This window comes from Carbonatibacter coralli (genome assembly GCF_039592655.1).
Lineage (GTDB): Bacteria > Pseudomonadota > Alphaproteobacteria > Kiloniellales > Kiloniellaceae > Carbonatibacter > Carbonatibacter coralli.
The window spans coordinates 406185-432374 of sequence record NZ_JBBUTJ010000002.1; the positions used below are offsets into that span (position 1 = coordinate 406185).

At 56.1% G+C, this 26190-nt stretch carries 19 protein-coding genes; 9 read left to right on the forward strand and 10 right to left on the reverse strand.

Features of this window, described 5'->3' with window-relative positions:
* Positions 1-50: 50 nt before the first annotated feature.
* Together AAAH10_RS07370 and AAAH10_RS07375 are read right to left on the reverse strand one after the other, a co-directional pair.
* Positions 51-419, reverse strand: coding sequence for a RidA family protein (locus AAAH10_RS07370; protein WP_343562097.1), 369 nt, complete (start codon positions 417-419; stop codon positions 51-53).
* Positions 416-1315: a LysR family transcriptional regulator gene (locus tag AAAH10_RS07375; RefSeq protein ID WP_343562099.1), complete on the reverse strand. Its 900-nt coding sequence runs from the start codon at positions 1313-1315 to the stop codon at positions 416-418. The genes AAAH10_RS07370 and AAAH10_RS07375 overlap by 4 nt, the downstream gene beginning before the upstream one ends.
* A 62-nt stretch (positions 1316-1377) precedes the next feature.
* Here AAAH10_RS07375 and tmpA point away from each other — a divergent pair, with 62 nt between their 5' ends.
* Both tmpA and tmpB read left to right on the forward strand, forming a co-directional pair.
* Positions 1378-2604 (forward strand): 2-trimethylaminoethylphosphonate dioxygenase, encoded by a 1227-nt coding sequence (gene tmpA / locus AAAH10_RS07380; RefSeq protein WP_343562101.1) that lies wholly within the window; start codon positions 1378-1380, stop codon positions 2602-2604.
* A complete protein-coding gene (gene tmpB / locus AAAH10_RS07385) occupies positions 2604-3185 on the forward strand; it encodes a (R)-1-hydroxy-2-trimethylaminoethylphosphonate oxygenase (RefSeq protein WP_343562103.1) in 582 nt (193 codons plus the stop codon). The genes tmpA and tmpB overlap by 1 nt, the downstream gene beginning before the upstream one ends.
* A gap of 75 nt (positions 3186-3260) precedes the next feature.
* Here tmpB and AAAH10_RS07390 read toward each other — a convergent pair whose 3' ends face one another.
* From AAAH10_RS07390 to AAAH10_RS07410, 5 genes are all read right to left on the reverse strand, one after another.
* On the reverse strand, positions 3261-4109 hold the full coding sequence (locus AAAH10_RS07390; protein ID WP_343562105.1) for a DUF547 domain-containing protein: 849 nt from the start codon (positions 4107-4109) through the stop codon (positions 3261-3263).
* Between the two features lie 161 nt (positions 4110-4270).
* Complete coding sequence (locus AAAH10_RS07395) at positions 4271-5704, reverse strand: ABC1 kinase family protein (RefSeq protein WP_343562108.1); 1434 nt, start codon at positions 5702-5704, stop codon at positions 4271-4273.
* A 110-nt stretch (positions 5705-5814) separates the two neighbouring features.
* Complete coding sequence (locus AAAH10_RS07400; RefSeq protein WP_343562110.1) at positions 5815-6189, reverse strand: GFA family protein; 375 nt, start codon at positions 6187-6189, stop codon at positions 5815-5817.
* Positions 6186-7274, reverse strand: coding sequence for a PLP-dependent cysteine synthase family protein (locus AAAH10_RS07405; protein WP_343562112.1), 1089 nt, complete (start codon positions 7272-7274; stop codon positions 6186-6188). Before AAAH10_RS07405 ends, AAAH10_RS07400 begins: the two co-directional genes overlap by 4 nt.
* Positions 7275-7380: 106 nt before the next feature.
* Positions 7381-8331, reverse strand: a complete 951-nt coding sequence (locus AAAH10_RS07410) for a LysR family transcriptional regulator (RefSeq protein ID WP_343562114.1) — start codon at positions 8329-8331, stop codon at positions 7381-7383.
* A gap of 109 nt (positions 8332-8440) precedes the next feature.
* On the opposite strand from AAAH10_RS07410, the gene AAAH10_RS07415 reads away from it, so the two are divergent.
* On the forward strand, positions 8441-10909 hold the full coding sequence (locus tag AAAH10_RS07415) for a CoA transferase (RefSeq protein ID WP_343562116.1): 2469 nt from the start codon (positions 8441-8443) through the stop codon (positions 10907-10909).
* Positions 10910-10967: 58 nt separating this feature from the next.
* Positions 10968-12659, forward strand: a complete 1692-nt coding sequence (locus tag AAAH10_RS07420) for a BCCT family transporter (RefSeq protein ID WP_343562118.1) — start codon at positions 10968-10970, stop codon at positions 12657-12659.
* 112 nt (positions 12660-12771) lie between these two features.
* Here AAAH10_RS07420 and AAAH10_RS07425 read toward each other — a convergent pair whose 3' ends face one another.
* Positions 12772-14577, reverse strand: coding sequence for a M3 family oligoendopeptidase (locus AAAH10_RS07425; protein WP_343562120.1), 1806 nt, complete (start codon positions 14575-14577; stop codon positions 12772-12774).
* 216 nt (positions 14578-14793) lie between these two features.
* Between AAAH10_RS07425 and AAAH10_RS07430 the strand changes: the two genes are divergently transcribed.
* The 3 genes from AAAH10_RS07430 (at position 14794) to AAAH10_RS07440 (ending at position 21813) form a co-directional block, all read left to right on the forward strand.
* Positions 14794-16692 carry an AMP-dependent synthetase/ligase gene (locus tag AAAH10_RS07430; RefSeq protein WP_343562122.1) on the forward strand — a complete coding sequence of 633 codons (1899 nt, stop codon included), beginning with the start codon at positions 14794-14796 and terminating at the stop codon, positions 16690-16692.
* A 211-nt stretch (positions 16693-16903) separates the two neighbouring features.
* A complete protein-coding gene (locus tag AAAH10_RS07435; protein ID WP_343562124.1) occupies positions 16904-20443 on the forward strand; it encodes an indolepyruvate ferredoxin oxidoreductase family protein in 3540 nt (1179 codons plus the stop codon).
* Between the two features lie 53 nt (positions 20444-20496).
* Positions 20497-21813 (forward strand): MFS transporter, encoded by a 1317-nt coding sequence (locus AAAH10_RS07440; RefSeq protein WP_343562126.1) that lies wholly within the window; start codon positions 20497-20499, stop codon positions 21811-21813.
* A 24-nt stretch (positions 21814-21837) separates the two neighbouring features.
* Here AAAH10_RS07440 and AAAH10_RS07445 read toward each other — a convergent pair whose 3' ends face one another.
* Together AAAH10_RS07445 and AAAH10_RS07450 are read right to left on the reverse strand one after the other, a co-directional pair.
* Positions 21838-24102 carry a mechanosensitive ion channel family protein gene (locus AAAH10_RS07445; protein WP_343562128.1) on the reverse strand — a complete coding sequence of 755 codons (2265 nt, stop codon included), beginning with the start codon at positions 24100-24102 and terminating at the stop codon, positions 21838-21840.
* Between the two features lie 38 nt (positions 24103-24140).
* Entirely contained in the window at positions 24141-25061 is a 921-nt protein-coding gene (locus AAAH10_RS07450) for a LysR family transcriptional regulator (protein ID WP_343562130.1), read from the reverse strand.
* Between the two features lie 129 nt (positions 25062-25190).
* Between AAAH10_RS07450 and AAAH10_RS07455 the strand changes: the two genes are divergently transcribed.
* Entirely contained in the window at positions 25191-25799 is a 609-nt protein-coding gene (locus AAAH10_RS07455) for a short chain dehydrogenase (protein ID WP_343562132.1), read from the forward strand.
* A gap of 93 nt (positions 25800-25892) precedes the next feature.
* Entirely contained in the window at positions 25893-26126 is a 234-nt protein-coding gene (locus tag AAAH10_RS07460) for a DUF6552 family protein (RefSeq protein WP_343562134.1), read from the forward strand.
* Positions 26127-26190: the final 64 nt, after the last annotated feature.

Here is a 26190-nt window from a genome sequence, read left to right on the forward strand (position 1 = left end):
CAGCCCCTAACAGAACTGCAAACCAGTCTCATATACACACTCGCGCAGACTTAAGCCAGAGCAGTCACTTCGATTTCAATGCGATAGCGCGGGTCAATCAGATCGCATTCGATCATTGTCGCTGCTGGTGGATTGGCTCCGAAGGTTTTTGCCAGCACAGGCCAACAGGCCTCGAAATCGTTTTTGTCCGGCAGCATATAGGTGACGCGCACAACCGATGCGAAATCTGTGCCCGCTTCCTTCAGCGCCTGCTCAATTGCCTGCAGGGCGGAACGGCACTGCCCGACAACATCCTCCGGAATGTCCGTCCCCTGCGCTGTGGTGCCGGAGACATGGACAAAGCCGCCAGCCACGACAGCGCGACAATAGCCAATTCTGTCTTCGTAAATCCCGCCCGATCTGATTCGTTGAATGGTCATGACGGCCCCCTGTCCTTTCTGTCATCCGGATTGCGCAAAACCTCCCTGAGGTCAGAGACCAGTTTGCGCATTTTATCTGTCTTTGCAAAGTCTTCCGGCCAGGTCAGCCAGTATCCGTCCGGCGTTTTCAGCTCCGGCTCATCAAGCCGGACCAGCAAGCCCCGTTCCAGAAGATATTCGGCCTGTGCAATCGACCCCAGCACAACGCCCTGACCATAAACAGCAGCATGGAGCGCATGCTCCATGGTGTCATAACTCCCCAGTGCGAAGTCGGGAAGCTCCTGCCCGGTTTCCATGGCCCAGTCATGCCAGCCCAGCCGCTGGGACCGCAGCTCGATGGCAAGGTTTCCCTGCACACCCCTGTCAGCCAGTTCCGGCGCGCAGAGAGGAACCAGCACTTCCCTGTGCAACAGCTTGGAGATCCGGCCCGGCCAGCGCCCCGATCCGTATCGCAGCTGCAGGGCTGTCTGATCCTGATCATACTCTGATCGCCGGGGAATTGTGTTTGTCAGCACCCTGACAGAGGGATAGCGCGCATGAAACAGCGGCAGCTTGTGTGTCACCAGCAGGTTCACATGGGAACTGACGGCAGCCAGCCTCAACTCCTGCATGGACTGACCGAAAAGATCCGCCGTGCTCCTTTGCAGGGCTGACAGGGATCGCTGGACATGGGGAAGATAGCTTTCGCCCTCCAGGGTCAGCTCAATCCCGCGTGCCTTGCGTACAAACAGGGGACGCCCCAGCCTGCCCTCCAGACTTTTCATCTGCTGGCTGACAGAGGCCTGGGTGATGGCCAGCTCATCCGCAGCAGCCGTGAAGCTCCTGAGGCGTGCCGCAGCCTCGAAAACCCTGAGCCACTCAAGATGTGGCAGTTTTTGAGCACGAAGATCAGCCATAAAAAAAATCGACCCTCAGTATGGAAAATGGCATCGTTGTTTTAATATCCTGATTGTCGATAATGAGCAACAACAGGATACAGGATCACACGACAACAGCGATCATGGCTCCGGAGAAAAACCACAAAGTCGGGACTATTACCATGCTCAAGACAACCACGCTTCACGACAACGGTCGCTACCTGACTGTTGTCTTTGCTGACGGCTCGGAAAGCCGTTTTCACGCCATCTGGCTGCGCGACAACGCGCTGGACCCGGAAACCAAGGCAGCCGGCAACGGCCAGCGCCTGATCACTCTGGGTGACATCCCTGCAGACACACATCTTTCTGCCGCCGAGATCACAGACGGCAACCTGCAGGTCAGCTTCGCACCGGAAGGCAAAACCGTATCCTTCCCTGCAGAATGGCTGCTGCAGTTCCGCTATGACAAGCCCCTGCCAGGCACCAGCGGCTGGCTGGAAAACGGGATCGAAAGCTGGGACAGCGCCCTGCCTGCTCCCGTATTCTCCTTCAAGGAGATCGCCAGCAATGACCAGGTCAAACGCGACTGGCTGGCAGCTGTAAACCGCTACGGCTTTGCGAAGATCACAGATGGCCCGGTCCACAGTGGTGCTCTGACCTCCCTGGTTGATTTCTTCGGCTATATCCGCGAAACCAACTACGGCCCCTTCTTTGAGGTGCGCACCGAGGTCAATCCGAACAACCTCGCCTTTACAGGACTGGGGCTGCAGGCCCACACTGACAATCCCTACCGCGATCCTGTTCCTACACTTCAGGTTCTCTACTGTCTGGAGAACTCTGCTGAAGGCGGCGAGAACATGGTCGTCGACGGCTTCCGTGCCGTGGAGCGCCTGCGCGAGGAAAACCCGCGCGGTTTCGAACTGCTCAGCAAACACTCTGCCCGCTTTGACTATCAGGGCACAGACGATGTTCATCTCTTTTCCTGCCGCCCCATGATCGAACTGACACCGGAAGGCCAGTTGAAAGGCGTACGCTTCAACAACCGTTCCGCAGCACCTTTCGTCGATGTGCCTTTCGATGCAATGGAAGACTACTACGCAGCCTATCGCCGTCTGGGTGAAATCATTGACGACACGGACATGGAAGTGACCTTCAAGCTGTCACCGGGCGAAAGCTTCATCGTTGACAACACACGTGTTCTTCATGCCCGCAAGGGGTACAGCGGATCAGGAAACCGCTGGCTGCAGGGATGCTATGCCGACAAGGACAGCCTGCTGTCCAAACTCTCCGTCCTGAGCCAGAACACAACAAAAGAGGCCGCAGAATAATGGCCCGTTATGATGAGTTGACCACAAAAAACATTGTGCCTTTTTTGCAGGATATCTTTGAACGCCGCGGCGGCGAGGAATATCTGGGTGAACCGGTCACAATGGCAGAGCACATGTTGCAGGGCGCCAAGCTGGCAGAGGACGGCGGACAGGATGAGGAAATCATCGTCGCCGCCCTGCTCCACGACATCGGGCACTTCACCAGCGAATTCGGCATGTTCACCATGGATGACACCGAAGACCGCCACCATGAAGATGCCGGCGCAGAAATTCTGGAACGCTTTCTGCCAAGTGTTGTCACGGATTGCGTACGCTATCATGTTGAAGCCAAGCGCTATCTCTGCGCAACCAAGCCGGAATACTTCAACCGCTTGTCGGAAGCCTCTGTGCACTCCCTGAACCTTCAGGGCGGACCGATGAACGCAGATGAAGTGGCTGCGTTCGAGAAAAATCCGAACTTGAAAGCCATCATCAAGGTGCGCTATCTGGATGAAGCCGGCAAGAAAGCGGATATGGAAACGCCGCCTTTCAGTCACTATGCACCCATGGTGCAGCGTCTGGTGGATGCGCACTGCAAATAAGATCAGCCCAAGAAATGAAAAGCCCCGGTCTCCCGAAACAAGGAACCGGGGCTTTTTTACAGAATTGAGCCTCGCCTACGAGGCATCATTCAGGGACCAGTCATAGTCCGTTCCTGAAATCTCGCCGATGGCTTCCAGATTTTTCCTCAGTTCCGGTTCTGCAAAATCCAGCAGGTGATTGAAGACGTCCCTGTCACGTACCCCGAAATCATCATAAAACCAGTCATAGATGCTGGAGACAGTGACTTTTTCACCCCTGATCCGTACACCGCGGCTTGAGTTGATATAGCTTCTGGCAGCCTGTTGCATCACGGCTTCGGCATTCTGTGCACTCAAGGCCTGTTCCGGCAGATCCGGACAACCGATCGAAGCACAGTTCACAACATAGTGGACGCGCGGATCCTGCCAGATCGGGCGCAGGATACGGTGCTCGATATCATTCAGGGTCAACTCCTCGCCCTCAACCGCGATCAGCTTTGCCCCCCAGGGCCCGGAGGCGAAAAAGCCGGGAGAGATATCGATATCCCTGATGCTGTCCACCGGATAGGCCTCCAGCACGACCCTCACCGTCAGTGCATTGTAGAGGTTCACCCAGTAGGCAAACTGCTCCGCCCTGTTCAGGGTACTGACAGAAACAGCCGACAGACTGGCCAGATAGCTTTCGAGCAGAGCCCGTCCGTCCTCATCAACCCGGTCATAGGCAACACGGACCGCATCATCGCCAGTCCCGTCCTGACGATAGCGATCCAGAAAGGACTGCCACGGGGAATGATCCAGACTCTGCTGGCTTGCAGGGTCATGGGCCTCCCACCGCGTCCAGAGATCGGCATCAGGAGCCAGAAGTCGTGCTCCGGTGCTGAAACCGCTGACAGAAAACCAGACAAGTAACAGTGCTATCAGGCGCAAGAGAGGAGAAGGCAGCATGTTCAAATCCTCCAGAGGGCTGTCGGAATGCGATGACACAAGAATGGGGGAAAAGGTGAAAGGCTGCCAATCACCCCGTATCAAGCCTCGGTGAACACAACAGAGAGAAACGGGGCAAAGACCAGGGTACGCTGCTCCCCGGACGGAAAACAGTTTCTGTTCTAGTGCTCGGCTTCCAGCGGTTTCAGACCGACTGCTTTCAGGGCCGCAGACTGTTGCTGATGCAGTTTCTCTGCGTCAAAGTCCCGGATCAGCTCATGGAAAAGCGCGTGCCAGTCAATCTCTGCTTTCAGGTGCATGAAAACAGACCCCAGCCCGACAGCCGCGCGATCCATCAGAACAAACTCCCGCGGGGGCTTTACCCCGCCGATCCGCTTGAGTTCCTGATGCACCTTGTTTGCCACCTCGGCACCGTAGATGCCGCCCTTTTCACTGTCGATGATCGGGCGCACCCCCTCTGCCAGAATGGGGCCATAGAGGAACTTCGCCCAGATCCCGAGCGTTTCCATCATCTCGCGGTTGAGGTTCTCGAAGCCCAGATCCTCATAGGCCGAGGCCGCCAGTTCGTCATCCCCGCGCTCCAGCGAAAAATAGAGATTGATCACACCCCGGACAAAACGGGCCGGGAAAACACGAATACACCCGAAATCAAGCAGGTTCACATCCCCGTCGGGACGGATGGAATAGTTCCCCAGATGCGGGTCGCCATGGATGACACCAAAGCTGTAAAACGGGACATACCACGCCCGGAACATGTTCAGGGCAATCCGGTTGCGGGCTTCCAGGTCATCCTCCAGACGTCTGGCTTCATCCAGCAGGGGATTGCCCTCCTGCCAGGTCATGGTGAGCAGGCGCTCTGTTGTCAGTTCATCGACAGGGCTGGGCACGTGAATGTGCGCTTCAGCTTTCAGCATTTCATCATAAAGACGCATGTGCTGCGCTTCGCGGCCGTAATCCAGTTCTTCCCGCAGGCGGTCCGACAGTTCCCTGTGCACATCGCCGGGATCAATTGCGGAATCATAGCGTTTGTAAATTGCAAAGATCAGCTTGAGCTGCTGGAGATCGGCTTCCACAGCCGAGAGCATGTCCGGATACTGCAGTTTGCAGGCGACCTTCTGACCGTCCGGCAACAGACCACGATGAACCTGCCCCAGAGAAGCAGCGGCACAGGCCTCATGCTCGAAATTTTCGTAACGCTTCTGCCAGCCCATACCCAGCTCGCTCCGCATGCGGCGCTTGACGAACAGCCAGCCCATCGACGGTGCATTGGACTGAAGCTGTCGCAGTTCCTCCGCATACTCCTTGGGCAGGGCATCAGGGATGGTCGCCAGTATCTGTGCGGCCTTCATCAGCGGCCCCTTCAAACCACCCAGTGCAGCCTTGAGTTCCGAAGAGTGCTTGTCCCTGTCCAGAGACATCCCGAAGACACGGTTCCCGGCGACCTGCGCGGCCAGACCGCCGACAGAAACCCCGACCTTTGCAAAGCGCTTGAGACGCCCTCCGACATTGGCGCGATTGTCATCAATATCGCGATGATCCGGATCATCCTCGTAAAGATCATCCGGGGAAGGGGAGTTACTGTTTTGATCACTCATGGAAGCCTGCTGTCTTTTTCAGAACTGTGAAGAATATTACCACAGATATAGTACGCCTTTGTGGCAAAGACAGATCGGCAGAAGACTATTTTTGGCAACGCAAGAAAATGTTACCGGTCAGAGGGATGATTGATCCCGTCCACAACCTCGATCTCGCCCAGATCAAAGGGGTTCACTCCCTCCAGACAGGCGACATTGTATCCGTATTCCTGCGGGTTGGAACGCCGTTGATGATGTGTGTATATGCCACAGATCGAACAGAAATAGTGCTTCGCCGTGTTGGTGTTGAACTGATAGAGGCGCAGATGCTCCTGCCCCTTCACCACTTTCAGCTGCTCCAGTGTCGCAGTCGCAGCAATGGCGCCACGCCTGCGGCACATGGAACAGTCACAGCGTCTCGGATCCACAATTCCATCCGGCAAAGTCAGCTCCAGCTCAACGGCCCCGCAGTGGCAGGAGGCTTTGTAAACCGGATCTGTTGTCATTCCGCCCACTCGCCGCTTTTGAGGAAGACATCCAGTCTGCTGCGCCAGCCAGCAACATCCAGCCCCTGTGCCTTGAGCCAGTCCGCACTGTAGCAACTGTCCAGATAGCGCTCGCCGGGATCACAGATCAGGGAAACGATGGAGCCCTCTTCCCCTGCGGCCCGCATGTCGGACATGAGCTGAAACACACCGACAAGGTTCGTGCCCGTAGACGGTCCACACTTGCGCCCCAGCAAATCCTCCAGCAGGTGTGCCGCAGCAAAGGACGCCGCATCGGGAACGCGGATCATGCGATCGACCACATCGGGAATGAAGGATGGCTCGACACGCGGACGCCCGATCCCCTCGATCCGCGAGCCCCTGTCCGATGTCAGGGTCCGGTCCCGTGTTTCGTGAAACGGCGCGAAAACCGAATTTTCCGGATCAACCACGCAAAGCTGTGAGGAGGCCCCACAAGCCGTGTGGTAGCGCAGATAGCGCCCGATGGTGGCAGAGGTCCCGCCCGTACCGGCACCCACGACAATCCAGCGCGGGATGGCATGGGGTTCATGCTGCATCTGGCTGAAAATGGAATCAGCAATGTTGTTGTTGCCGCGCCAGTCCGTCGCGCGCTCGGCAAAGGTGAACTGATCCATGTAATGACCGTTGAGCTCACGTGCCAGGCGTTCTGATTCCTCATAGATTTTCGGGCCGTCAACCAGATGGCACTTCCCGCCATAAAACTCGATTTTGGCCAGCTTTTCCGGTGCTGTGGTCCTGGGCACAACAGCGATGAAAGGCAATCCCAGCAGGCGGGCAAAATAGGCTTCGGAAATCGCGGTGGAACCGGAAGAGGACTCAATGATGGTCGTCCCCTTTGTAATCCATCCGTTGCTCAGGCCATAAAGGAACAACGAGCGTGCCAGACGGTGTTTCAAACTGCCGGACGGGTGCGTGGACTCATCTTTCAGATAAAGCTGAACACCGTGACAAACAGGCAAATCCAGCTTGATCAGATGGGTGTCGGAGGAGCGGTTGAAATCCGCCTCGATCTTGCCCATCGCCTGCCTGACCCAATCGCGACACTGCGCTGTCCCACCTGTCATAACACCAATTCTCCACCGCATATCTGTACAATAGAGCCTAGGCATAACGCGGGTTTGAACGGGTGGCAATCAGAATATTGTACCATGACAAAGAACCATACCCGCCTCACTTCACTCCGTAGACCTGCTCGACTTCCTCGCGGAACCAGCGGACCAGTCGTCTCAGCGCGACGGCTTCCTCTGTCAGATGCCGGTGCTGAAGATAATAGGAAATTTCCCGGTTGGACACGCTTGGCCCCACACGCACAAGGCGACCTTCGGCAAGTTCTTCATCAATCAGGCCCAGCCAGCCCAGCGCCACGCCTTCCCCGTCCAGCGCTGCACGCATCATAAAGCGGTAGGCATCATAGATCGGAGGCTGCCCGAAATCCGGCACCGAAAGGCCCGACTTGGCAAACCAGCTCTGCCAGCTTGAAAGTCCCGAGGAATAGACCGCCACATGCAGGAAGAATTCCGGCGGTAATCTTGAAAGATCAAGAAAGCCCGTCCGGGGATCAGCCAGCCCTCTGTCCTGCCACTTGATCAGGAACTCCGGATTGCACACAGGGAAGGTTTCGTCCGGCACCAGGGGGATCATCGGACGGTCCGGCACGCGGGACAGATCCCACACCACAGCAGCATCCAGCCGGGAATAATCGATATCTTCCATTCTGTCTGAGGTCACCACCCGCACCTGCGCCCCGCCCATCGCCTTTTGCAGGCGTGAAAACCGGGGCATCAGCCACTGATCGGCAAAACCGTAACTCGAGGCAAGCACGACATTGCTGAAGTCAGCTGTTGTCAGAATATCCCGCCATACAGCGGTCACATGGCCGAACCCGAGAGAAACAGCATCAGCTAAACGCATACCATGTTCTGTCGGAACGATCTTGTTGTGATCCCTGATGAAAAGGGCACAGCCCAGTCGTTCCTCCAGCGTCGTGATATGACGGGAGACCGCTGGCTGGCTGAGATTAAGCTCTCTCGCCGCCACAGAGAAGGAACTGCAGCGCACAGCAGCTTCCATCACAAGCAGACTGTTCAGGGATCCGGCAATGGGTGTTTTCTGTCCATTCATAACAAAATGTTATGAGGATAATAGAATCTTGTCCAGTTAATAGCACCAGCAAGCGGTGCTATTGTCACGAAACTTTAAAACAAGAAAAACTATTCTGGCAGGATGAGAGATGGCTGAACGTCCCCTTTCCCATATCCGTGTTCTGGATTTTGGGCACTATCTGGCTGGTCCACTGGTCGGCATGATGCTGGCCGACATGGGCGCCGAGGTTATCCGTATTGATCCGCCGGAAGGTCCGGCTTTTGATGATCCGGCCTTTGACATGCTTTCCCGTGGAAAAAAGGCCCTGACTCTTGACCTGAAGTCCGAATCAGGACGCCAGAGCGTGCTGGAACTGGCCAGGCGCTCGGATGTTGTCATCGAAAACTTCCGCCCCGGTGTCATGAAACGCCTGGGACTGGGGCCGGACGAACTGCGTGCTGTCAATGACCAGTTGGTCTATCTTGCCCTGCCCGGCTTTGCCTCGACCGATCCGGAGCTGGCCGACCTCCCCGCCTGGGAAGCCGTGATTGCAGCCTATACCGGCCAGTTCACAGACATGGGGCTGAACCGCCGCCTGATGGGCATCAACCCCTCCTTCACGCCGCTGACACTGGCGTCTGCCTATGGGTCCAGCTTTGGGGCAATGGCCGTCCTCTTTGCCCTGCAGGCCAGAGCCGACAACGGAGGCGACTACATTGAAGTTCCACTGGCCTCTGCCCTGCTGGAAGGTCTGGTCTACAACTGCGAACAGATTGAGGACTATCCGGAGCGCTACAAATCCCCGCGCGAAGTCGAGCTAGACCGCCGTGCCGCAGCAGGGCTGCCAATGAACCTGAAATTCGGGGAACTGTCAGAATTCCTCGACCCTTTCTATCGCACCTACACCTGCGCCGATGGACGCGGCTTCTATGTTGTCAGCGGGTCTGTGGCCACACACCCGCGACGCGTACTGGAAACGCTGAGCCTGAAGGAACTGGCAGACGAACTGCCCGATTTCTCGGCCTATCTGGACACCGGAGACTGGCCTGCGGAATGGTCCATGCGCAACTATCCGGTCGGACCATCCGATCGCGAGCGCGTTTCAACAGCCATGAAAAAAGCCTTCCTGACAAAACCTTCCAGCGAATGGGAAGAGCTGTTCGGCACAGCCAAGGCTCCGGCAACTGCGCAACGCTTTACGAAGGAATGGCTGTCTGATCCGCACGCCCTTGCCTGCGGACTTGTTCTGAACGTTGTGGATGCCCGCCGCGGCACCATGCGCCAGATGGGCAACGTCGCCTGGCTTTCCGGCGATGATCACGCCACAACAAAGGCCACTGTTGCCCCGGCTGATCTGGACACAGTGCTCTCGGAAACACCACGCACGCAATCCGGCAAGGAGTCTGCCGGAAAGGGCTGGCTGGACGGCCTGAAGGTTCTGGACCTGACCAACGTGATTGCAGGTCCGACCATTGGCTCGACCCTCGCCCGCTATGGTGCAGAGATTACGCTGGTCCAGCCGGTCGAACCGTCTGTTGATCCCTGGAACACTGTTGTCTTCGGTATTCAGGCTCAGCGCGGCAAGGAAAGCATTTTGCTCAACCTCCGCACGGAAGACGGACAGGCCGCATTACAAAAGCTGATCGCCAAGGCCGATGTGGTCACCATGAACGGCACAGACGAGCAGCGCGACAAACTGGGACTTTCACCCGAAAGGCTGGAAGCCATCAACCCCCGCCTGATCCTTGTGCAGCTTGATGCCTTTGGCGGCCCAAAACGCGGGCCGAAATCCGATCATCTTGGCTATGACGATCTCGCCCAGGCAGCAACCGGGGTCATGGTCCGCTTTGGCGGAGGTATGGAAACACCGGAAGAGCACGCGCACTTCGGCACCATCGACGTCCTGACCGGCTTCTGTGCCTGTGTCGCCCTCGGCGGCGCCCTGCAGCGTCTGGACAGAACCGGAAAAGGCGGCATCGCTCGCGCCTCCCTCGCCGGAGCCGGGAACCTCATTCAGGCCCAGTTCATGTACGACTACGATGGTCGCGCTCCCTTTGACGAGCCATCGGGCCGTGAAGCGCTCGGCTGGGGGCCCTTCTATCACTGTTACGAAGCCTCTGACGCCTGGTTTTTCTTTGCAGCCCCCACAGACAAGGGCAAGGCCCTCAAGTCCGTTGCAGAACTGTCCGATCTGGCAAAACTGCCGGAAGAACAGCTGCACGCAGCCCTGTCAGAGCGCTTCAAAACCAGACCTCTTTCGCACTGGCGCTCTGTCTTTAGGGAAGGATCAAGCACTGTTGTGCCCCTGGCCTCGCTCCACCAGACAAGGGATGCCTCCCTGCAGCTTGAAAGCAAGGGCAATATCGATATCACCCGCGCAACCTTCAGGGCGGTGCGTCACGACCAGCACCCCATGGGGCGCTGGTGTGATCTGGTTGCCCCCAATGCAGTGCGAACACAATCAGGCCGGATCACCATCCCCGGCCCCATGCCAAAATACGGGAAACACACCCGTAAAATTCTGACAGATCTGGGATACAGCGATGAAAAAATCGACCAAATGATCTCAGACGGAACAGCCGGAGAACGCTGGTCAGAAAAATATCTGCCCGAATAAAAAACGGGCAGGACAAGGTTTTTCACAAAAGTGGAAGCCACCAACCAAGGGAGGTTTTATGTCTCAGAAACATCATAATGAACATCTGCTGGCCAAGTCCGGCTTCTTTACCGGGCTTCACCCGGGGATGGGCATTGCATCCAAGGCCATGATTGCGGCCTTTGTGATCTTTACCATTCTCAATGTCGAATTTGCCGGCAATCTGTACAAATCCGTTCGCAGCTGGATCGAAAGCGGGCTGAGCTGGTATTATATTTCCATGCTTTCGGGCGTTATGCTCTTCTGTTTTTTCCTGATGTTCTCGAAATTCGGAAACCTGCGTCTGGGCGATGATGATTCACGCCCCGAATTCAGCAATTTCAGCTGGTTTGCCATGCTTTTCTCCGCCGGGATCGGGATTGGCATCCTCTTTTTCGGCGTGGCCGAGCCCATTTTCTACTTCGACAATTCCGGGGCCTTCGGCTATCCGAACAATCCGCACGCCGATCTGAACGGACATGCAGAAATGGACATTCAGCGTGCTGTTGATGCCATGCGCGTGACCTATTTCCACTGGGGCTTCCACGGCTGGGCGCTCTATGTGATCGTTGGACTGTCTCTGGCCTACTTCGGATTCCGCAAAAAGCTGCCACTGACACTGCGCTCTGCGTTCTATCCGCTCATTGGTGATCGCATCTACGGTCCTCTGGGACACTGCATCGACCTGCTGGCTGTCTTCGGTTCCGTTTTCGGCATTGCAACATCGCTCGGTCTCGGCTCCAGCCAGATTTCCACCGGCATGAACGTGCTCTTCGGCATTGAACCGACACTGACATCCAAGATCATTCTGATCACAATCGTCACAGCCATTGCCACCATCTCGACCGTGTCCGGTGTGGGCAAGGGGATCCGCATGCTTTCCGAATGGAACATCTGGCTGTCGATCCTCCTGTTGCTGGCCTTCGTTGTTATCGGTCCGCTGCAGTGGCTGCTCGGCTTCTACGTCACCACCATGGGGGACTACCTCTGGAACGTGATTCCGATGGGTTTCTGGACCGCCAGCAACGAGGAAAACGTCGCCTGGCAGGGTGGCTGGACCATCTTCTACTGGGGCTGGTGGATTGCCTGGGCACCAATGGTCGGCATGTTCATTGCTCGCATTTCACGTGGCCGCACAATCCGCGAGTTCATGGTTGGCGTGCTTTTCGTACCGACTGCGATCGGTTTCTTCTGGCTCTGCATGTTTGGCGGCAACGCCATCTGGCAGGAAATGACCATGGCTGCCGGACCGGCAAGCGATGGGGGTGCCGGGATCATCAACCTGGTGCGCAACTGGGATTTGCCTGCGGCTCTCTACGGGACGATCGGCAACCTGGGTGCAACATCCTGGCTGGGTGATTTCAGCTGGACAAGCTGGCCGCTGTCCGCGCTGGCAACCCTGCTGCTCTTTTCCTGGTTCATCACCTCTGCTGATTCCGGCACGCTGGTGATCACCACCATGCTGTCCATGGGCGACGACAACCCGCCGAAGAAGTTCCGCATCATCTGGGGTGTCGGCATCGGTGCCACAGCGATTGTCCTGCTGATGGCAGGCGGCCTGAGTGCCCTGCAGACAGCATCGATCGCAGCAGCCTTCCCGATCTCCTTTATCCTGATCGGTATGGCCTGCGGTCTCTACAAATCCCTGAAAACCGATCCTTCCGCCAGCCCGCTTGGCAAGGAAGAGGTCGCACCTGATGGAACACACATCAAGCAGGATCTGCATGCCTAGTCATACTCCTAGGCTTATCCGGGGATTGTTACTCGCTTTCCCCTGATGCAACTGAGGCCCCTGACATTTCAGGGGCCTCTTTTTTGTCTGAAGAACAAAGAAGGAAAAGCCGTCAGCCTTCCATGGCTTCCAGCTCATCAATGAACTTCGAAATCACGGACAGACCCTTCTTCCAGAAATCCGGGTCCGAGGCATCCAGACCGAAAGGTGCCAGAAGCTCTTTGTGACGTTTGGAGCCTCCAGCCTGCAGCATCTCCAGATACCGCTCGGCAAAGCCTTCGTCGGCTTCTTCGTAAACAGCATAGAGCGAGTTCACCAGACAGTCGCCAAAAGCATAGGCATAAACGTAGAACGGCGCGTGGATCAGGTGTGGAATGTAGGACCAGTAGTTCCGGTAATCATCCTCGAACTCAAAGACCGGACCCAGCGCAGCCTTCTGCTCCTCCATCCAGATTTCACCGAGGCGTTCCGGCAGCAGTTCACCCTTGCGTCGCTCGTCATGAACCCGTGCTTCAAACTGGTGCATGGAAATCTGGCGTACCACTGTGTTGAGCATGTCCTCAACCTTGGAGGCCAGCATGATCCTGCGCTTTGACACATCTGTCTCGCGATCCAGCAGGGCACGGAATGTGAGCATCTCTCCAAAGACAGAAGCCGTCTCCGCCAGCGTCAGGGGCGCCCTTGCCATCAGGGGGCCCTGTCCTCTGGACAGCAGCTGGTGCACACCGTGCCCCAGTTCATGGGCCAGTGTCATGACATCGCGGGTGCGTCCCTGATAGTTCACCAGAAGATAGGGATGTGCTGATGGAACGGTGGGATGAGCAAAGGCCCCCGGTGCCTTGCCCGGCCGCAGGGGAGCATCAATCCAGGGATTGTCGAAGAACTGCTTGCCCAGCTCGCCCAGTTCCGGAGAAAACCCGCTGTAGGCCTTGAGGATCAGATCAACAGCATCCTCCCAGGCAATGAGCGAATCATCATCCTGGGGCAGTGGCGCATTGCGATCCCAGTACGGCAGTTTTTCAACACCGAACCATTTCGCTTTCAGGCGGTAGTAGCGGTGGGACAGGTTTTCATAGGAATCCACAACAGAGGACACCAGTGCGTCAACAACCTCGTCCTCAACAGCATTGTCCAGATTGCGTCCGGAAATCGGACGGGAAAACTTGCGCCAGCTGTCTTCGGTTTCCTTGTCCTTGGCAAGCGTATTGGTGATGTGGGCAAAGAGGCGGATGTTCTGACCCAGAACCCTGCCAAAGGACTGCGCTGCCTCCTTGCGCTCGGCTCCGTCACGGCTGGTGAGCTTGTTCAACAGCTCGGCAGAGGCCAGCTCCTGCCCCTGAAACGGGAACCGCAGGGAGGCCATGGTCTCATCAAAAAGACGAACCCATGCAGAACGCCCGGACACAGACTTGTCCAGCAACAGGCGTTCCATTTCGTCATCCAGCTGATGGTCTCTCTGGGCACGCAGATCACGCAGCCAGGGCTCATAGACAGCCAGGCCGGTCTCACGGATCAGTCCCTGCAGATGATCCTCATCCAGCTTGTTCATTTCCAGTTCAAAGAACAGCACTTCGGCGGAAAGGCGGGTGATGCGCTCCTGCATGGCCTGCATGAACTGGCCACTTTGCGGGCTGCTCATGTCTCCGGCATAGACCAGATAGGCATAGCTCATCACCTTGCCTGTCAGATCCTGCATGTCTGCATAGCGGTCCAGCGCCGCCTTCAGATCATCACCGGACAACCCGGCAAGCCTGCCTGCATAGCTTTCCCGAAAAGCCCGGGCCTTTTTTTCAATCGCCTGCAGGTCCTGCTCCAGTGCATCCGACTGCGGATCGGGGTAGAGATCCGTCAGATCCCATGCGGGCAAGTGCCCCAGTTTTTCGTCCTGTACAGCTTCCGGGTGGGCAGGATTGCTCATGATCGTCCTCTTTGTCTTGCTGGCCGCTTGAACCCGATTGTCCAACGCCTTTATATTCAGACTCAATATAAGCCTATCCATCACAAGATAAAGGGCGAAGCCTGACATTCCGCTTCTGAAACCGTTTTATCACAAAACTGTTTTATCATGAAATCGCCTCGCACTTGTGACATGCTGAACCGGCTTTGAAAGTACGTTTCTTCGACAGGGATAAAAATGGACGCCTCTTCTTCTTTTCCGGCCTTTCAACAGGAAGTGATCGGTCAGCCTTCCGCAGATTTGAAAAGCCTGAGTGACCAGCAACAGGAAGACCTGTTCAATGCTCGCCAGTTCAACACCCTGCCGGAACTCTTCCTGAAACAGGCAGCGCGATTTGGCGGGAAACCGCTGTTCTGGCAAAAGCCGAAAAAAGCCGATGAGTGGCACGGAACAAGCTGGGAAAAAGCCGAGAGAGACGCCCGTTCCCTCGCACGCTGGCTGATCAGCAAAGGCGTGCAAAAAGGGGACCGCATCATTCTGGTCGCAGAAAACCGGACAGAATGGGCCGTTGCCGATCTGGGTATCATGATGGCTGGAGCCTATACCGTTCCGGCCTACACGACACACACGGAAGACGATCACCGGCACCTGATGCAGGATTCCGGAGCCATCGGGATCATCTGTGCCAATGACAGACTGCTCGAACGCGCCAGCCCTGCGGCCTCTGACAGCCAGAACTGTGCCTGGGCTGTCATGATTGACAGTTCCGCAGCAGAGAGCACCGACACACTGCCGCTCTTTGACTGGAGCACAGTGCTGGCCGAGGGCCTGTCCCTCCCCCCGGGTGAAGACGCCCGGATCGCCGAACTCGGCAAGGAGGATATCGCCTGCATTATCTACACCTCCGGCACAGGCGGCACTCCCAAGGGTGTCATGCTCAGCCATCGCGCCATTCTGCACAACTGCATCGGAGCCCATGATATCCTTCTGGACCTTGGACTGGATCAGGAAGTCTTTCTCTCCTTCCTGCCCCTCTCCCATGCCTACGAGCACTCCGCAGGCCTCTACTACCCGATTCTTTGCGGGGCAGAAATCTATTACGCCGAATCGGTTGAGAAACTCCTGCCAGCCATGGCCGAAGTCCGGCCCACAATCATGACCGCCGTTCCCCGTCTTTATGAAACGATCTACAAAAGGATTTCGCAGGGCGCGAAATCGGCAAGTGGTCTGCAACAGGCACTGCTGGCCAGAACGGTCTCACTCGGGACAAAACAGCTGCGCCATCCGGGCAGCCTCAACCCTTTGGAAAAACTGCAAAACCTTGTACTGGACAAGCTTGTCCGCAAAAAGGTGCGCGCCCGCTTTGGCGGACGCCTCAAGGCACTGGTCTCCGGCGGAGCGGCGCTCAATCCGGAAATTGGTGAATACCTCCTCGCTCTCGGCCTGCCGATCCTGCAGGGCTATGGACAAACCGAAACAGGCCCTGTTGTTTCTGTGAACCGCCCCGGAATAGAAGTCCCCGAATGTGTTGGCGCGCCGCTGGACAACACCTCTGTCCGCATTGCGGAAGATGGCGAAATCCTGATCAGCGGTGATCTGGTCATGAGCGGTTACTGGAACAATCCAGAAGCAACAGCAGGCACGTTGAAAGACGGCTGGGTTTACACTGGCGATGTGGGTGTGATCACCGAGCGCGGACACATCAGGATTACAGATCGCAAGAAAGACATCATCGTTCTTTCGGGGGGCGAAAATGTTGCGCCCGCCCGTATAGAAGGGCTTCTGACCAAAAGCGGAACAATACAGCAGGCTGTTGTTTTCGGAGACAGGCAAAAACACCTTGTTGCCATTCTTGTTCCTTCCGAGGATTTTCTGGATCGCTGGGGTGAAGCCAACGATCTGGCTGCCCTGCTCTCGGAGGTTCACGACAACCCATCCCTGACTCTGTCACTCGCAAAAGTTGTAGACTCCGTGAACAGTCGCGTCCAGCCCCATGAGAAAGTCAGGCGTTTCATCATAGCTCCAGAGAGCTTCACCATTGAAAATTCCTTAATGACTCCAACACTTAAAGTAAGAAGACACAAAATTTTTGAACGGTATGGAGATCAGATCAACGCTCTGTTCGGCTCCGCATAACACAATCTTCACTTGATAAAAATTGAGTAAAACTATACCAATAAGAGTGCAATTCATACAATAATAAACCCTTGGTTGTGAAAATTCTCCCCTGATCCTGCGTAGCGAAGCTCCGTCTTTCTCTATCTTTATAGAAGCATTCGACCGCGCAGCTTTCAGATCGGAAAATCATACTCACCCCAAGGGTGCTTTGTACCCGGGAATGCCTCTTATGATTGATTTAACAAAAACAATATCTCTTTATGATTTTATTTCTTCCCTGCAAAACCACCCTGAGAGCAACAATGGTACAACCGCGGGAAGGGTTCTGGTCAATTCCCAGCAAGCCTTGATTCTGGCTCTGTTTGCCCAACGCAGTCTTGACCGGAAAAACGGTCGGAACACGGCCGGGCTTGTTTCCGGATACAGGGGTTCGCCACTGGCCGGCTTTGACAAGCTTCTGATGACGAATGAACAGTTTCTGAACAACCACAACATTGCTTTCAAAGCCGGTCTGAACGAGGACCTTGCCGCAACAATCCTTTGGGGAACGCAGCAAACAGAACTTTCGGACAAAAGGAAACAGGATGGTGTCTTCGGCCTCTGGTACGGCAAGGGGCCCGGCGTTGATCGTAGCGGGGATGCCCTGCGCCATGCCAATCTGGCTGGTACAGCCCCCTGTGGCGGTGTTGTGATGGTTGTTGGGGATGACCATGCCGCGCAATCCTCCAGCGCCGCCCATCAATGCGAGTTCTCCATGATGGATGCCCAGATCCCCCTGCTGCATCCTTCATCGGTTCAGGAGGTGCTGGATCTTGCCATCACAGGCTGGAGCCTCAGCCGGGCAAGCGGGTGCTGGTGCGCTCTCAAGCTGACCACAGAAATCGCCGAGACAACGGCTGCTGTGGAGTTTGACCTCTCCCGCTATGACGACCTGCTGCGTTTCGAGCAGGAAACCCGGCAGTCCTTTCCCGATACAGCCATCCGCTGGCCGGACAGTCCGCAGGTTCAGGAAAAGCGTTTGAGGACAAGCAAGATGGCGGCAACCGGACTCTTTCTGGAAAAGCTTGTGTCCTCCCGCTTGTCCTCCCTCAAAACATCCGGAAAAACAAGACCCCTTGTCATTACAACGGGAAAGCTGACCGGCGATCTCAATGAAAGCCTCCAACCCTGGAAAAGCCGAAATGAAAAGGCGACTGACATCGACCATCTTTCACTCCCGACCATCTGGCCTCTGCCGGAGAGAGCGCTTCGCCAGACCCTGAGAGGCAGGAAGCGCATTCTGGTTCTTGAGGAGAAACGCCCTGTCCTGGAACGCGCCCTCAGGGATCTCCTCTATGACCTGCCCGAACGGGAGCGTCCGGAGCTTTGCGGAAAGCAGACCCATCGCGGACAGCCTCTGGTTCCCGATTTCGGAACTCTGGACAGTGACCAGGTCAGGTTGATCGTCCAGCACTGGCAGGACAGGCAATGCACTGCGCCACTTCATCTCGGTCAGGATCTGACTGCCCCCGCACGGCTGCCTCACTTTTGTGCCGGCTGTCCGCACAACGCGTCCACAACGGTTCCCGAAGGGTCCCGCGCACTGGCCGGTATTGGTTGTCACTACATGACCATGTGGATGGACAGAAAGACAGAGACCTTCAGCCATATGGGAGCAGAGGGCGTGAGCTGGATTGGTCAGGAAGACTACATCAACGACAATCATGTCTTCGTCAATCTGGGAGACGGGACCTATACCCATTCCGGCAGCCTTGCAATCCGTGCGGCTGTCGCAGCCGGAAGCACCATGACCTACAAGATCCTCTTTAACGACGCGGTTGCCATGACAGGAGGACAACAGGTGGAAGGAGCCATTACAGCACGCGACATTGTTCGTCAGGTCGCTGCGGAACGCGTTGCTTCCTTGGCCCTGCTTTGCGAGAACCCGGAACGGTACAGATCATTCCGGCAACAGTACCATCTGGATGCAAGCCTTCCTCCCCTGTCCATAGCCCCTCTGGAAAAACTGGACCAGATTCAGCAGAATCTTGCCCGAACCCGGGGCGTAACCGTTCTGATTTACGAAAAAACCTGCGCCACCGAAGCAGAGCGCAGAAAGAAAAAACACCCCGAAAGCATCAGAAAGAACGAGACTCTGATCCAAATAGATCCCGATATCTGTGACAACTGCGGGGACTGCACACGCCTGTCAAACTGCACAGCCATAGAACCTGTGGAAACCTCCCTTGGTCGCAAGCGACAGATCAGTCCGTCAGCCTGTGTTCAGGACAGGCTTTGTCTTCAGGCTTCCTGCCCTTCCTTTTTCTCTGTCAGGAAACCTCCCGGAAAAACCCCGGACAAAACACAGCTCCCGCCCCTTCCTCCTCCTCCACAGCTCCCTGCAATTCACGAGGAATGGAATCTTCTCCTCTCCGGTCTGGGAGGGCGCGGCATCACCTCGCTGTCACGCCTGCTTGCTCTGGCTGCCACATATGACAACCGCTCAGTGACAACTCTGGAAATGGCTGGCCTGGCCCAGAAGCATGGCGCCGTAACCTGCCATCTGCGTCTGTTTGAAAAGGATCAGCTCCACAGCAGACCAGCCCGCATCCCGGCAGCACAGGCCGATCTCCTGCTGGCTGGCGAACTCCGCGTCGCAAGCTCACCGGATATTCTGAAAATTCTCTCCCCTTCCAGCAGTCACGTTGTCCTGAATACGGAAACGGTCGCAACGGGAGACTTTCTGAAGAACCCCGATGCACCGCTCCCCGGTTTGGCCGAAAAAACCGCACTTCAGCTATCACTGGAATCTCCGGGACAACTCTGTGATGACGACTTTGCCAAAAGAGCCCGAGCCTATGGTCTGTCATCCAGGCACATCATGATTTTCATGCTGGGTTTCAGCTGGCAAAAGGCTCTGGTTCCCCTTTCACGCGGCGCCATCGAAAGGGCCATTGAAAAGCTCTGGGAGCCACAGGGAGCAGGGGAAAACCTCAGAGCCTTTCACGCAGGCACCATCGAGGCCGCAAAAGGCAACAGTCCCAGGAAGAAAAAGCAGTCCCTGAGTGATCTTGAACAGAGAATAAAAGCAGAGTTGAGGGCCCATGACGGTCTCTGGCAAAAAGACAGGGCTCTGCCCCTCTTCGTAAAAAGCCAGAAAGAACTGGCCCGATGGCTGGAAACAGATAACCGGAAGACTTTGTCAGAGCAGCAAAAGACAAACCTGTTGCTCGGCCTGATGCAACTGCTGGCCCCCAAGGACATCTACGATATTGCCAGACGTTATGCCGATCCGGCTTTCCTGTCCCGAAATGGCCTCGACCGCACAGCATCAATCACCCTGCACCTTGCTTCACCACTGGCTCTCTTTGCAAAACACCGCTCCGGGGAACGCCCTGTGAAAAAAGCCTGGCCCCTCAGGAGAGTACGTCCTTTCCTGTCACTGCTGGCGAAGGGCAGGCATATCCGGGGCCTGTGGTGCGATCCCTTCCGCCTGTGTCGCGAATACAAACTCCAGCAGAGCTTTAAAACGGAAGCCCTTGGAACCCTCGAAAGGCTCTGCAGGATCCCCGTTAACCCGCAAAGTATTGCAGTGCTGGAAAGACTGGCAGACACATTTCGAACCCCCAGAGGCTATGGGGCGGTTCGTCTTGAGGGTCTAGAAAAAGCCCTCCATGAACTGAGCGCGATCAATCTCGCCCTGCAATCCCTGTCCGGGGAAGAACAGGCCCGCTTACAAAAAAGGGAAAAGCCCTCCTCCAGAGCAATAGGATCCATGAGACAAGCTTAATAAAACAGGCTATAAGAAGTGGCTTTTGTTTTTCGGCAGACAGGACTTTTTGAATGAAAGAGCAGCAAAACCGTCCCCCGCGCTCTCTCGGTTCCCTTCTTTTCTCGCGTCGCTTTGCCCCCCTGTTCCTGACCCAGGCTCTGGGAGCCTTCAACGACAATGTCTACAAGACAGCTCTGGTGGTTCTGATCACCTTTGATGTCGCCTTCTCCGGCTCCCTGCCCCCGGCCCTGATGGTCACAGCTGCTGGAGGGATCTTTATCCTGCCTTTCTTCCTCTTTTCGGCCCTCGCAGGACAGCTGGGCGACAGGGTGGACAAGGCCGGCATGATCCGCTGGGTCAAGCTGCTGGAGATCATTGTCATGCTGCTGGCGCTCCCCGGTTTCCTGCTGGAAAGCGCAGACTACTTAATGCTTGTCCTCTTCCTGATGGGGACCCAGTCCGCCTTTTTCGGACCGCTCAAATACGGTATTCTGCCGGAACATCTCTCGACTGCAGAACTTCCGGCAGGCAATGCCTGGATCGAGGCAGCAACCTTTCTGGCCATTCTGGGCGGTACTGTCCTTGCCAATCTTCTGATTCTCGAAAAGGGCGGAACGATCCTTATCGCAGGTCTTGTCATCACCCTTGCCGTTCTGGGCAATGTAACAGCTCTGGCCATTCCCAAGGCTCCTCCGGTTCCGCCCTCAAATCCGTTGCCAGCGTTGCAATGGAACATCTTCAAGGGGACAGCCGCGCTTGTTGGCATGATCCGGAAGGAAGGGCGCCTCTTTGGCTATATTCTGGGGATCTCCTGGTTCTGGGCGGTGGGCGCCACGTTCCTGACCCAGTTCCCCACCTACACCAAAGCCGTTCTCCACGGGAACGAGGATGTCTTTACCCTGCTTCTGTGCAGCTTTTCAGTGGGTATTGCCCTGGGGTCCCTGATCTGCGGACGCATCATGCGCGGACGCATGACCCTGAAACCTGTGATCCTTGGTGCTTTGGGCATGATAGTCGCCATTGCCGATCTGGTCTGGGCCAGCAATCATTTCTGCTCCCAAAGCGACCACAGAATGGATATCGGCCTGTTCCTGAGCAACTGGCAAAACCTCCGCGTTGTTTTCGACCTGGTTGCGATCGCAGCCTTTGGCGGACTTTATGTTGTCCCGCTCTATGCCATCCTGCAAAGGGAAAGCCCCGGGCACCAAAGGGCACAGGCCATTGCCTGCACCAACATCATGAACGCCCTTTTCATGGTTCTTGCCTCCGTTGCAGCACTGGGGCTGCAGGCTCTTGGCCTGAACACAACAGATCTTTTCGGCATGCTTGCCCTTGGCACACTCTTCGCGCTGTTTCAGGGCTGGAAGCTCAACAGGGAAGCGGCCTGAGCCCTCCCCTGTTTGCCATGTCTTCTACTGGGCGTCTGCAGAAGGCTTGTTTGCCCCGGCTGCCTTTTCCAGTTCCTCGGGTGGAATGGCAACAGGAGCCTCATTGCCTTCCTGGCCGATGACCTCGACCTTGCGGCGGGCAAACTGGATGCCTTCTTCTGCAAAGACTGCGCGAAGTCTGTGATAGATTTCGCGCCGCAGAATGAACTGCGCCCTGGGCACGCAGGTAAACTTCACCCGCATCACCAGAGCCGAGTCATCATCGATGTAATGCACACCCTGGCTCTTGAGCTGATTGATAAACTTTGCCCCGTGCTCCGGATGTTCCAGAAACTCTGCCCCGACACGCTTGACCACCTTCTTGACATGCTGCGGATCCGTGTCCGGTTCAAGCCGGAAGGACATCTTGTAGATCACCCAGTCGCGAGTGTGGTTGGTCACCTGTTTCAGTTCGCCAAAGGGAACGGTTATGACAGCCCCGCGATGGTGACGCAGTTGCAGGGAGCGAATGGAAATGGCCTCGACCTCGCCGCGGGTCTTTTCATCCAGCGAGATATATTCACCGATCCGGAACGCATCATCAATCAGGAAAAAAATACCCGAGAAGATATCCTTCACCAGTGTCTGCGCTCCAAAACCGACAGCGATACCCACAATCCCCGCCGAAGCGATCAAGGGACCAATATCCACGCCAACCGAAGACAGAATGATCATCGCAATGACAGTCGCCAGAAAGGCGAGAAGAGTGTTGCGCAACAGGGGCGTGAGCGTATCAAAGCGGGAGGATTGCACGTTTTCGGAATCATCTTCTCCGCCTGCACTGACCTTCCTCTCACTGTGAAGTGCTGCCCGGATCAGACGCCAGATAATGCTTCCGATCAAAAGCGTAATGGCAATATCAAAACCTGTGCTGGCCCAGACAGAGGCATCCTCGCTTTTGGCAAGCGCAATGATGTCCAGTCCCCAAAGATTCAGGGCAACGAGCAGGGAGACGAAAACCACAATCATCCGCCAGATCTGATGCAGGGCATATTCCATACGCACCCCGATGTCACTGCGGATTGTCATGCAGGAGGAAATGACTTCCCGCCCGAAACGGTCCGCAATGGGCAACAGGATCACGACAATGACAGTTCCCAGTGGTCCGGCCAGCTGATGCTGCCCCCGTTCAATCCAGTGCGCCACCCAGAACAGCGCGGCGAAAACGACATAGACAATCAGAAGGGCCGGCGTTGCAAGAGCCACAACACGGGGCAGAAATCCCGATTGCTCCTGCACATTCAGGACCGTTCCCATCGTGTCCTGAATAGCAGCACGATTTCGCACAACGGACAGGGCCAGCAGAACCGCGACAGCCAGCCCGCAGAACATCACAAGCATCAGGGCAGGCCCGAAGCCAAGACCCAGATTCGGGAAGAACCCGCCAAAAATCCAGCCAAAAGCCCCGATCAGGACCGCCTGCCTCAAAAGACGGTAGGTCCCAAGGGCCACCTCATCGCTGAAGGGCGCAATGCGGATCTGGCGCAGACGCGGAGTCAGAAAGCGCCGCGCAATGACCAGTGCCACCCAGCTGTAGGTCACTCCGACATTGTAAATCCAGATCTGTCCGCCAAGTGGCCCCAGCTCGGCGCTCCAGAAGGGCGCGACCGTCTGGGTTGCAAAGAAAAAGGCTACAACAGGCAGGATCTCGACCACACCCAGCACCAGAGTGCGAACAACCTTTTCCCAATAGCTTTCCGTTTGTGTATCGGCCAGCAGACGACGCCACTTTACGGTCATAAGGTGGATCACAGCAGCAGAGCCAATTCCTGCCAGCAACACGGCAAGAGACGCTGTGATCATTCCACCAACACCGTTTTCAGCACGGGCCAGACGTTTTTCGACCTCTTCGGAACGGTTTGTAATGTTGTAGATGTCCCCCACCCAGCGCTCCAGCCTTGAGCGAATTTCAACAGACATCTCCTGCGCACGGGTTTGCAGTGCAATCAGGGCCTGACTGCCTTCATCCTGCCGGGCCGTTGCTTCATCGGCACGGCGCACCAGCTCTGTTCTGAGGATCTCGCGCACCTGCTCGTCACTGAGCTTGCCCATCAGTTGATCAATAATTTCCGGACTGAGCTCTTCCGGCAATTCAGGGGACGCCCCTGCTGCCTCGGCACTCGCACTTCCCGGAAGCACTTGCGCCCGGGCTGTATTCTGTCCCTCGAAACCACCCGCCAAAGCTGCCAGCAGAACCAGCATGCTCCCCAAGCGAACCAGCATAGCCATCCCCTTATGGTTCGTTTTCATTCTGTCTTTTCAGGATCATGTCACACACAATCCTTCACTTACAGTTCAACAAAGTATTCAGGATGTTGCCTGCGCCAGTCCAATAACGTTTTCTCGAACGCCCTGATTTTTCCGGGCAGACCGCGCTGTCTGGCCCTCAGAATATGAAACTGGTGCTGGACAACACACCAGTCCGGCAAGACCTGGACAAGCTCTCCACGCTCGAGGGCAGACCTGACCTGATAGAAGGGAAGACAGGCCATCCCCTGACCCTGACAGGCCATTTCAAACGCAACACCGTAGTTGCCAATCCTGTGAGGGCCGTGCAGTTCCAGCTCGACACGGTCTGCTCCTTTTTGAAACGGCCAGAGATTCCAGTCATCGCGCCCCGCATTGACAATCAGGGCCGGAGCATCTGTCCGGACCAGCTGTTCCGGAGCAGACAGTTCCTCAAGCCTGAAACGTTCCACAAAGGCAGGAGATGCGACCACGACGGATTTCACAGTTCCAAGATCCCGTGCGATGACATTGTCCGGCAAGGCACTGTAAGCCCGCAGGGCCAGATCATAATTGCCGAACTCGACATCGCGCAAAGCTGTTGAAATATCCATGATCAGGGAAACCGCCGGAAAATCCCTGACGAAATCCGGCACAACCTCGCGTGCAATCACCCGTCCCAGTTCAGCCGGAACCGTGATCCGCAACGCCCCGGACACCTCCCGGGCAAGATCGAGGATCTGCTGTTTTGCCTCCCGGCTCAGATCGCTGATCTGACGGGCTCTGGTGTAGAGCGCTTCTCCGGCTTCTGTCAGGGTGATCCGTCGTGTTGTCCGGTGGAAAAGCAGCACATCAAGATCCCTTTCCAGCGCCTGTAGATGCCGGGAGACCAATCCCTTTGAGACATCAAGCTCATCCGCAGCAGCCGTAAGACTGCCCAGACGGGCCACAGTTGAAAAGGTTTGCAGGTGGTTCAGGTTCATCAAACAGGCTCATTAAATCCATTTTTGAAACAGTATAATGAAAAAGCGGCAGTTTATCTGCACAAAAAACACCTTATTCTTTCAATCAACAGCGAACTTGAAACAATCCTGAAACGAAGGAGCAAAAGGATGAAAATTGCCCTGATCGGTGCAAGCGGTACAGTCGGCGGAAAGGTCGCAGAGGCCCTGCAAAAAGACCATGACGTGATCAGACTGGGATCACAGAGCGGCGACATTCGCATGGACATGACAGACACGGCTTCCATTGAGGCTGCCTTTGCACAGACAGGGCAGATTGATGCCGTTGTCAGCACGGCTGGCAAGGTTGCCTTTAACAGCCTGCAGGACATGACAGAAGAAGAATGGGCCCTCAGTCTGGGCAACAAGCTGATGGGACAGATCAACCTGACACGCATTGCCAGCAGGCACCTGTCTGACGGCGGGAGCGTCACCCTTTCAACCGGCATCATCGCGGATCACCCCATTTCCATGGGCATTGCCGCAACAACAGTAAACAACGCCCTGCACGGCTTTGTCCGCGCTGCAGCACTCGAAATGCCACGCGGTCAGAGGATCAATGCTGTTTCCGCAACCGTGCTCAGGGAATCACTGGGCGCCTATGGTCCCTTCTTCCCCGGTTTCCCGGCGATTGCCGGAGCCGATGCAGCACAGGGCTTTGTGCGCGCTGTTCTGGGGGTCGAAACCGGACAGGTCTTCCGTCTTTATGAAGGTCTGTAAAAAGTCGACAGGCGCCCGAAAAGCCGTCCCAGCTCAACCACCGGCCCCTGCTTCACTGGCGTTTAAACAGGCCCCCCGCTGAAGAGGTATATGATGGTTCAGAATGGCAAAATTCAAACTGTGGACGCTGTGAAATGGCTGGCAACCGCAGTTCAACTGGTCGGGTACGGAATGAAGGGGCTCAATCTGACTCCATATAATATCTATCTGTTCTTTCTGGGGATCTTTCTCTGGTTCGCCGTTGGCTGCATGTGGAAGGACAAAGCCATCATGGTCGTTCATGTTGGTGCATTTGTCTCCTTGTTGGGCGGGTATCTGAATTCGTAACCCTTCCTGCTGCTGACAGCTCGACAGATCGGGGCATTGCCCCTGCAAAGAAAAAAGCGCAGTC

Coding starts and splice junctions, on each gene's coding strand:
- AAAH10_RS07370 (WP_343562097.1), bottom strand. CDS start 419: ATGACCATTCAACGAATCAGATCGGGCGGGATTTACGAAGACAGAATT.
- AAAH10_RS07455 (WP_343562132.1), top strand. CDS start 25,191: ATGAAAATTGCCCTGATCGGTGCAAGCGGTACAGTCGGCGGAAAGGTC.
- AAAH10_RS07390 (WP_343562105.1), bottom strand. CDS start 4,109: ATGCTGCCTTCTCCTCTCTTGCGCCTGATAGCACTGTTACTTGTCTGG.
- AAAH10_RS07430 (WP_343562122.1), top strand. CDS start 14,794: ATGGACGCCTCTTCTTCTTTTCCGGCCTTTCAACAGGAAGTGATCGGT.
- AAAH10_RS07440 (WP_343562126.1), top strand. CDS start 20,497: ATGAAAGAGCAGCAAAACCGTCCCCCGCGCTCTCTCGGTTCCCTTCTT.
- AAAH10_RS07445 (WP_343562128.1), bottom strand. CDS start 24,102: ATGAAAACGAACCATAAGGGGATGGCTATGCTGGTTCGCTTGGGGAGC.
- AAAH10_RS07450 (WP_343562130.1), bottom strand. CDS start 25,061: ATGAACCTGAACCACCTGCAAACCTTTTCAACTGTGGCCCGTCTGGGC.
- AAAH10_RS07425 (WP_343562120.1), bottom strand. CDS start 14,577: ATGAGCAATCCTGCCCACCCGGAAGCTGTACAGGACGAAAAACTGGGG.
- AAAH10_RS07420 (WP_343562118.1), top strand. CDS start 10,968: ATGTCTCAGAAACATCATAATGAACATCTGCTGGCCAAGTCCGGCTTC.
- AAAH10_RS07400 (WP_343562110.1), bottom strand. CDS start 6,189: ATGACAACAGATCCGGTTTACAAAGCCTCCTGCCACTGCGGGGCCGTT.
- AAAH10_RS07415 (WP_343562116.1), top strand. CDS start 8,441: ATGGCTGAACGTCCCCTTTCCCATATCCGTGTTCTGGATTTTGGGCAC.
- AAAH10_RS07375 (WP_343562099.1), bottom strand. CDS start 1,315: ATGGCTGATCTTCGTGCTCAAAAACTGCCACATCTTGAGTGGCTCAGG.
- tmpA (WP_343562101.1), top strand. CDS start 1,378: ATGAGCAACAACAGGATACAGGATCACACGACAACAGCGATCATGGCT.
- AAAH10_RS07435 (WP_343562124.1), top strand. CDS start 16,904: ATGATTGATTTAACAAAAACAATATCTCTTTATGATTTTATTTCTTCC.
- AAAH10_RS07410 (WP_343562114.1), bottom strand. CDS start 8,331: ATGAATGGACAGAAAACACCCATTGCCGGATCCCTGAACAGTCTGCTT.
- AAAH10_RS07460 (WP_343562134.1), top strand. CDS start 25,893: ATGGTTCAGAATGGCAAAATTCAAACTGTGGACGCTGTGAAATGGCTG.
- tmpB (WP_343562103.1), top strand. CDS start 2,604: ATGGCCCGTTATGATGAGTTGACCACAAAAAACATTGTGCCTTTTTTG.
- AAAH10_RS07405 (WP_343562112.1), bottom strand. CDS start 7,274: ATGACAGGTGGGACAGCGCAGTGTCGCGATTGGGTCAGGCAGGCGATG.
- AAAH10_RS07395 (WP_343562108.1), bottom strand. CDS start 5,704: ATGAGTGATCAAAACAGTAACTCCCCTTCCCCGGATGATCTTTACGAG.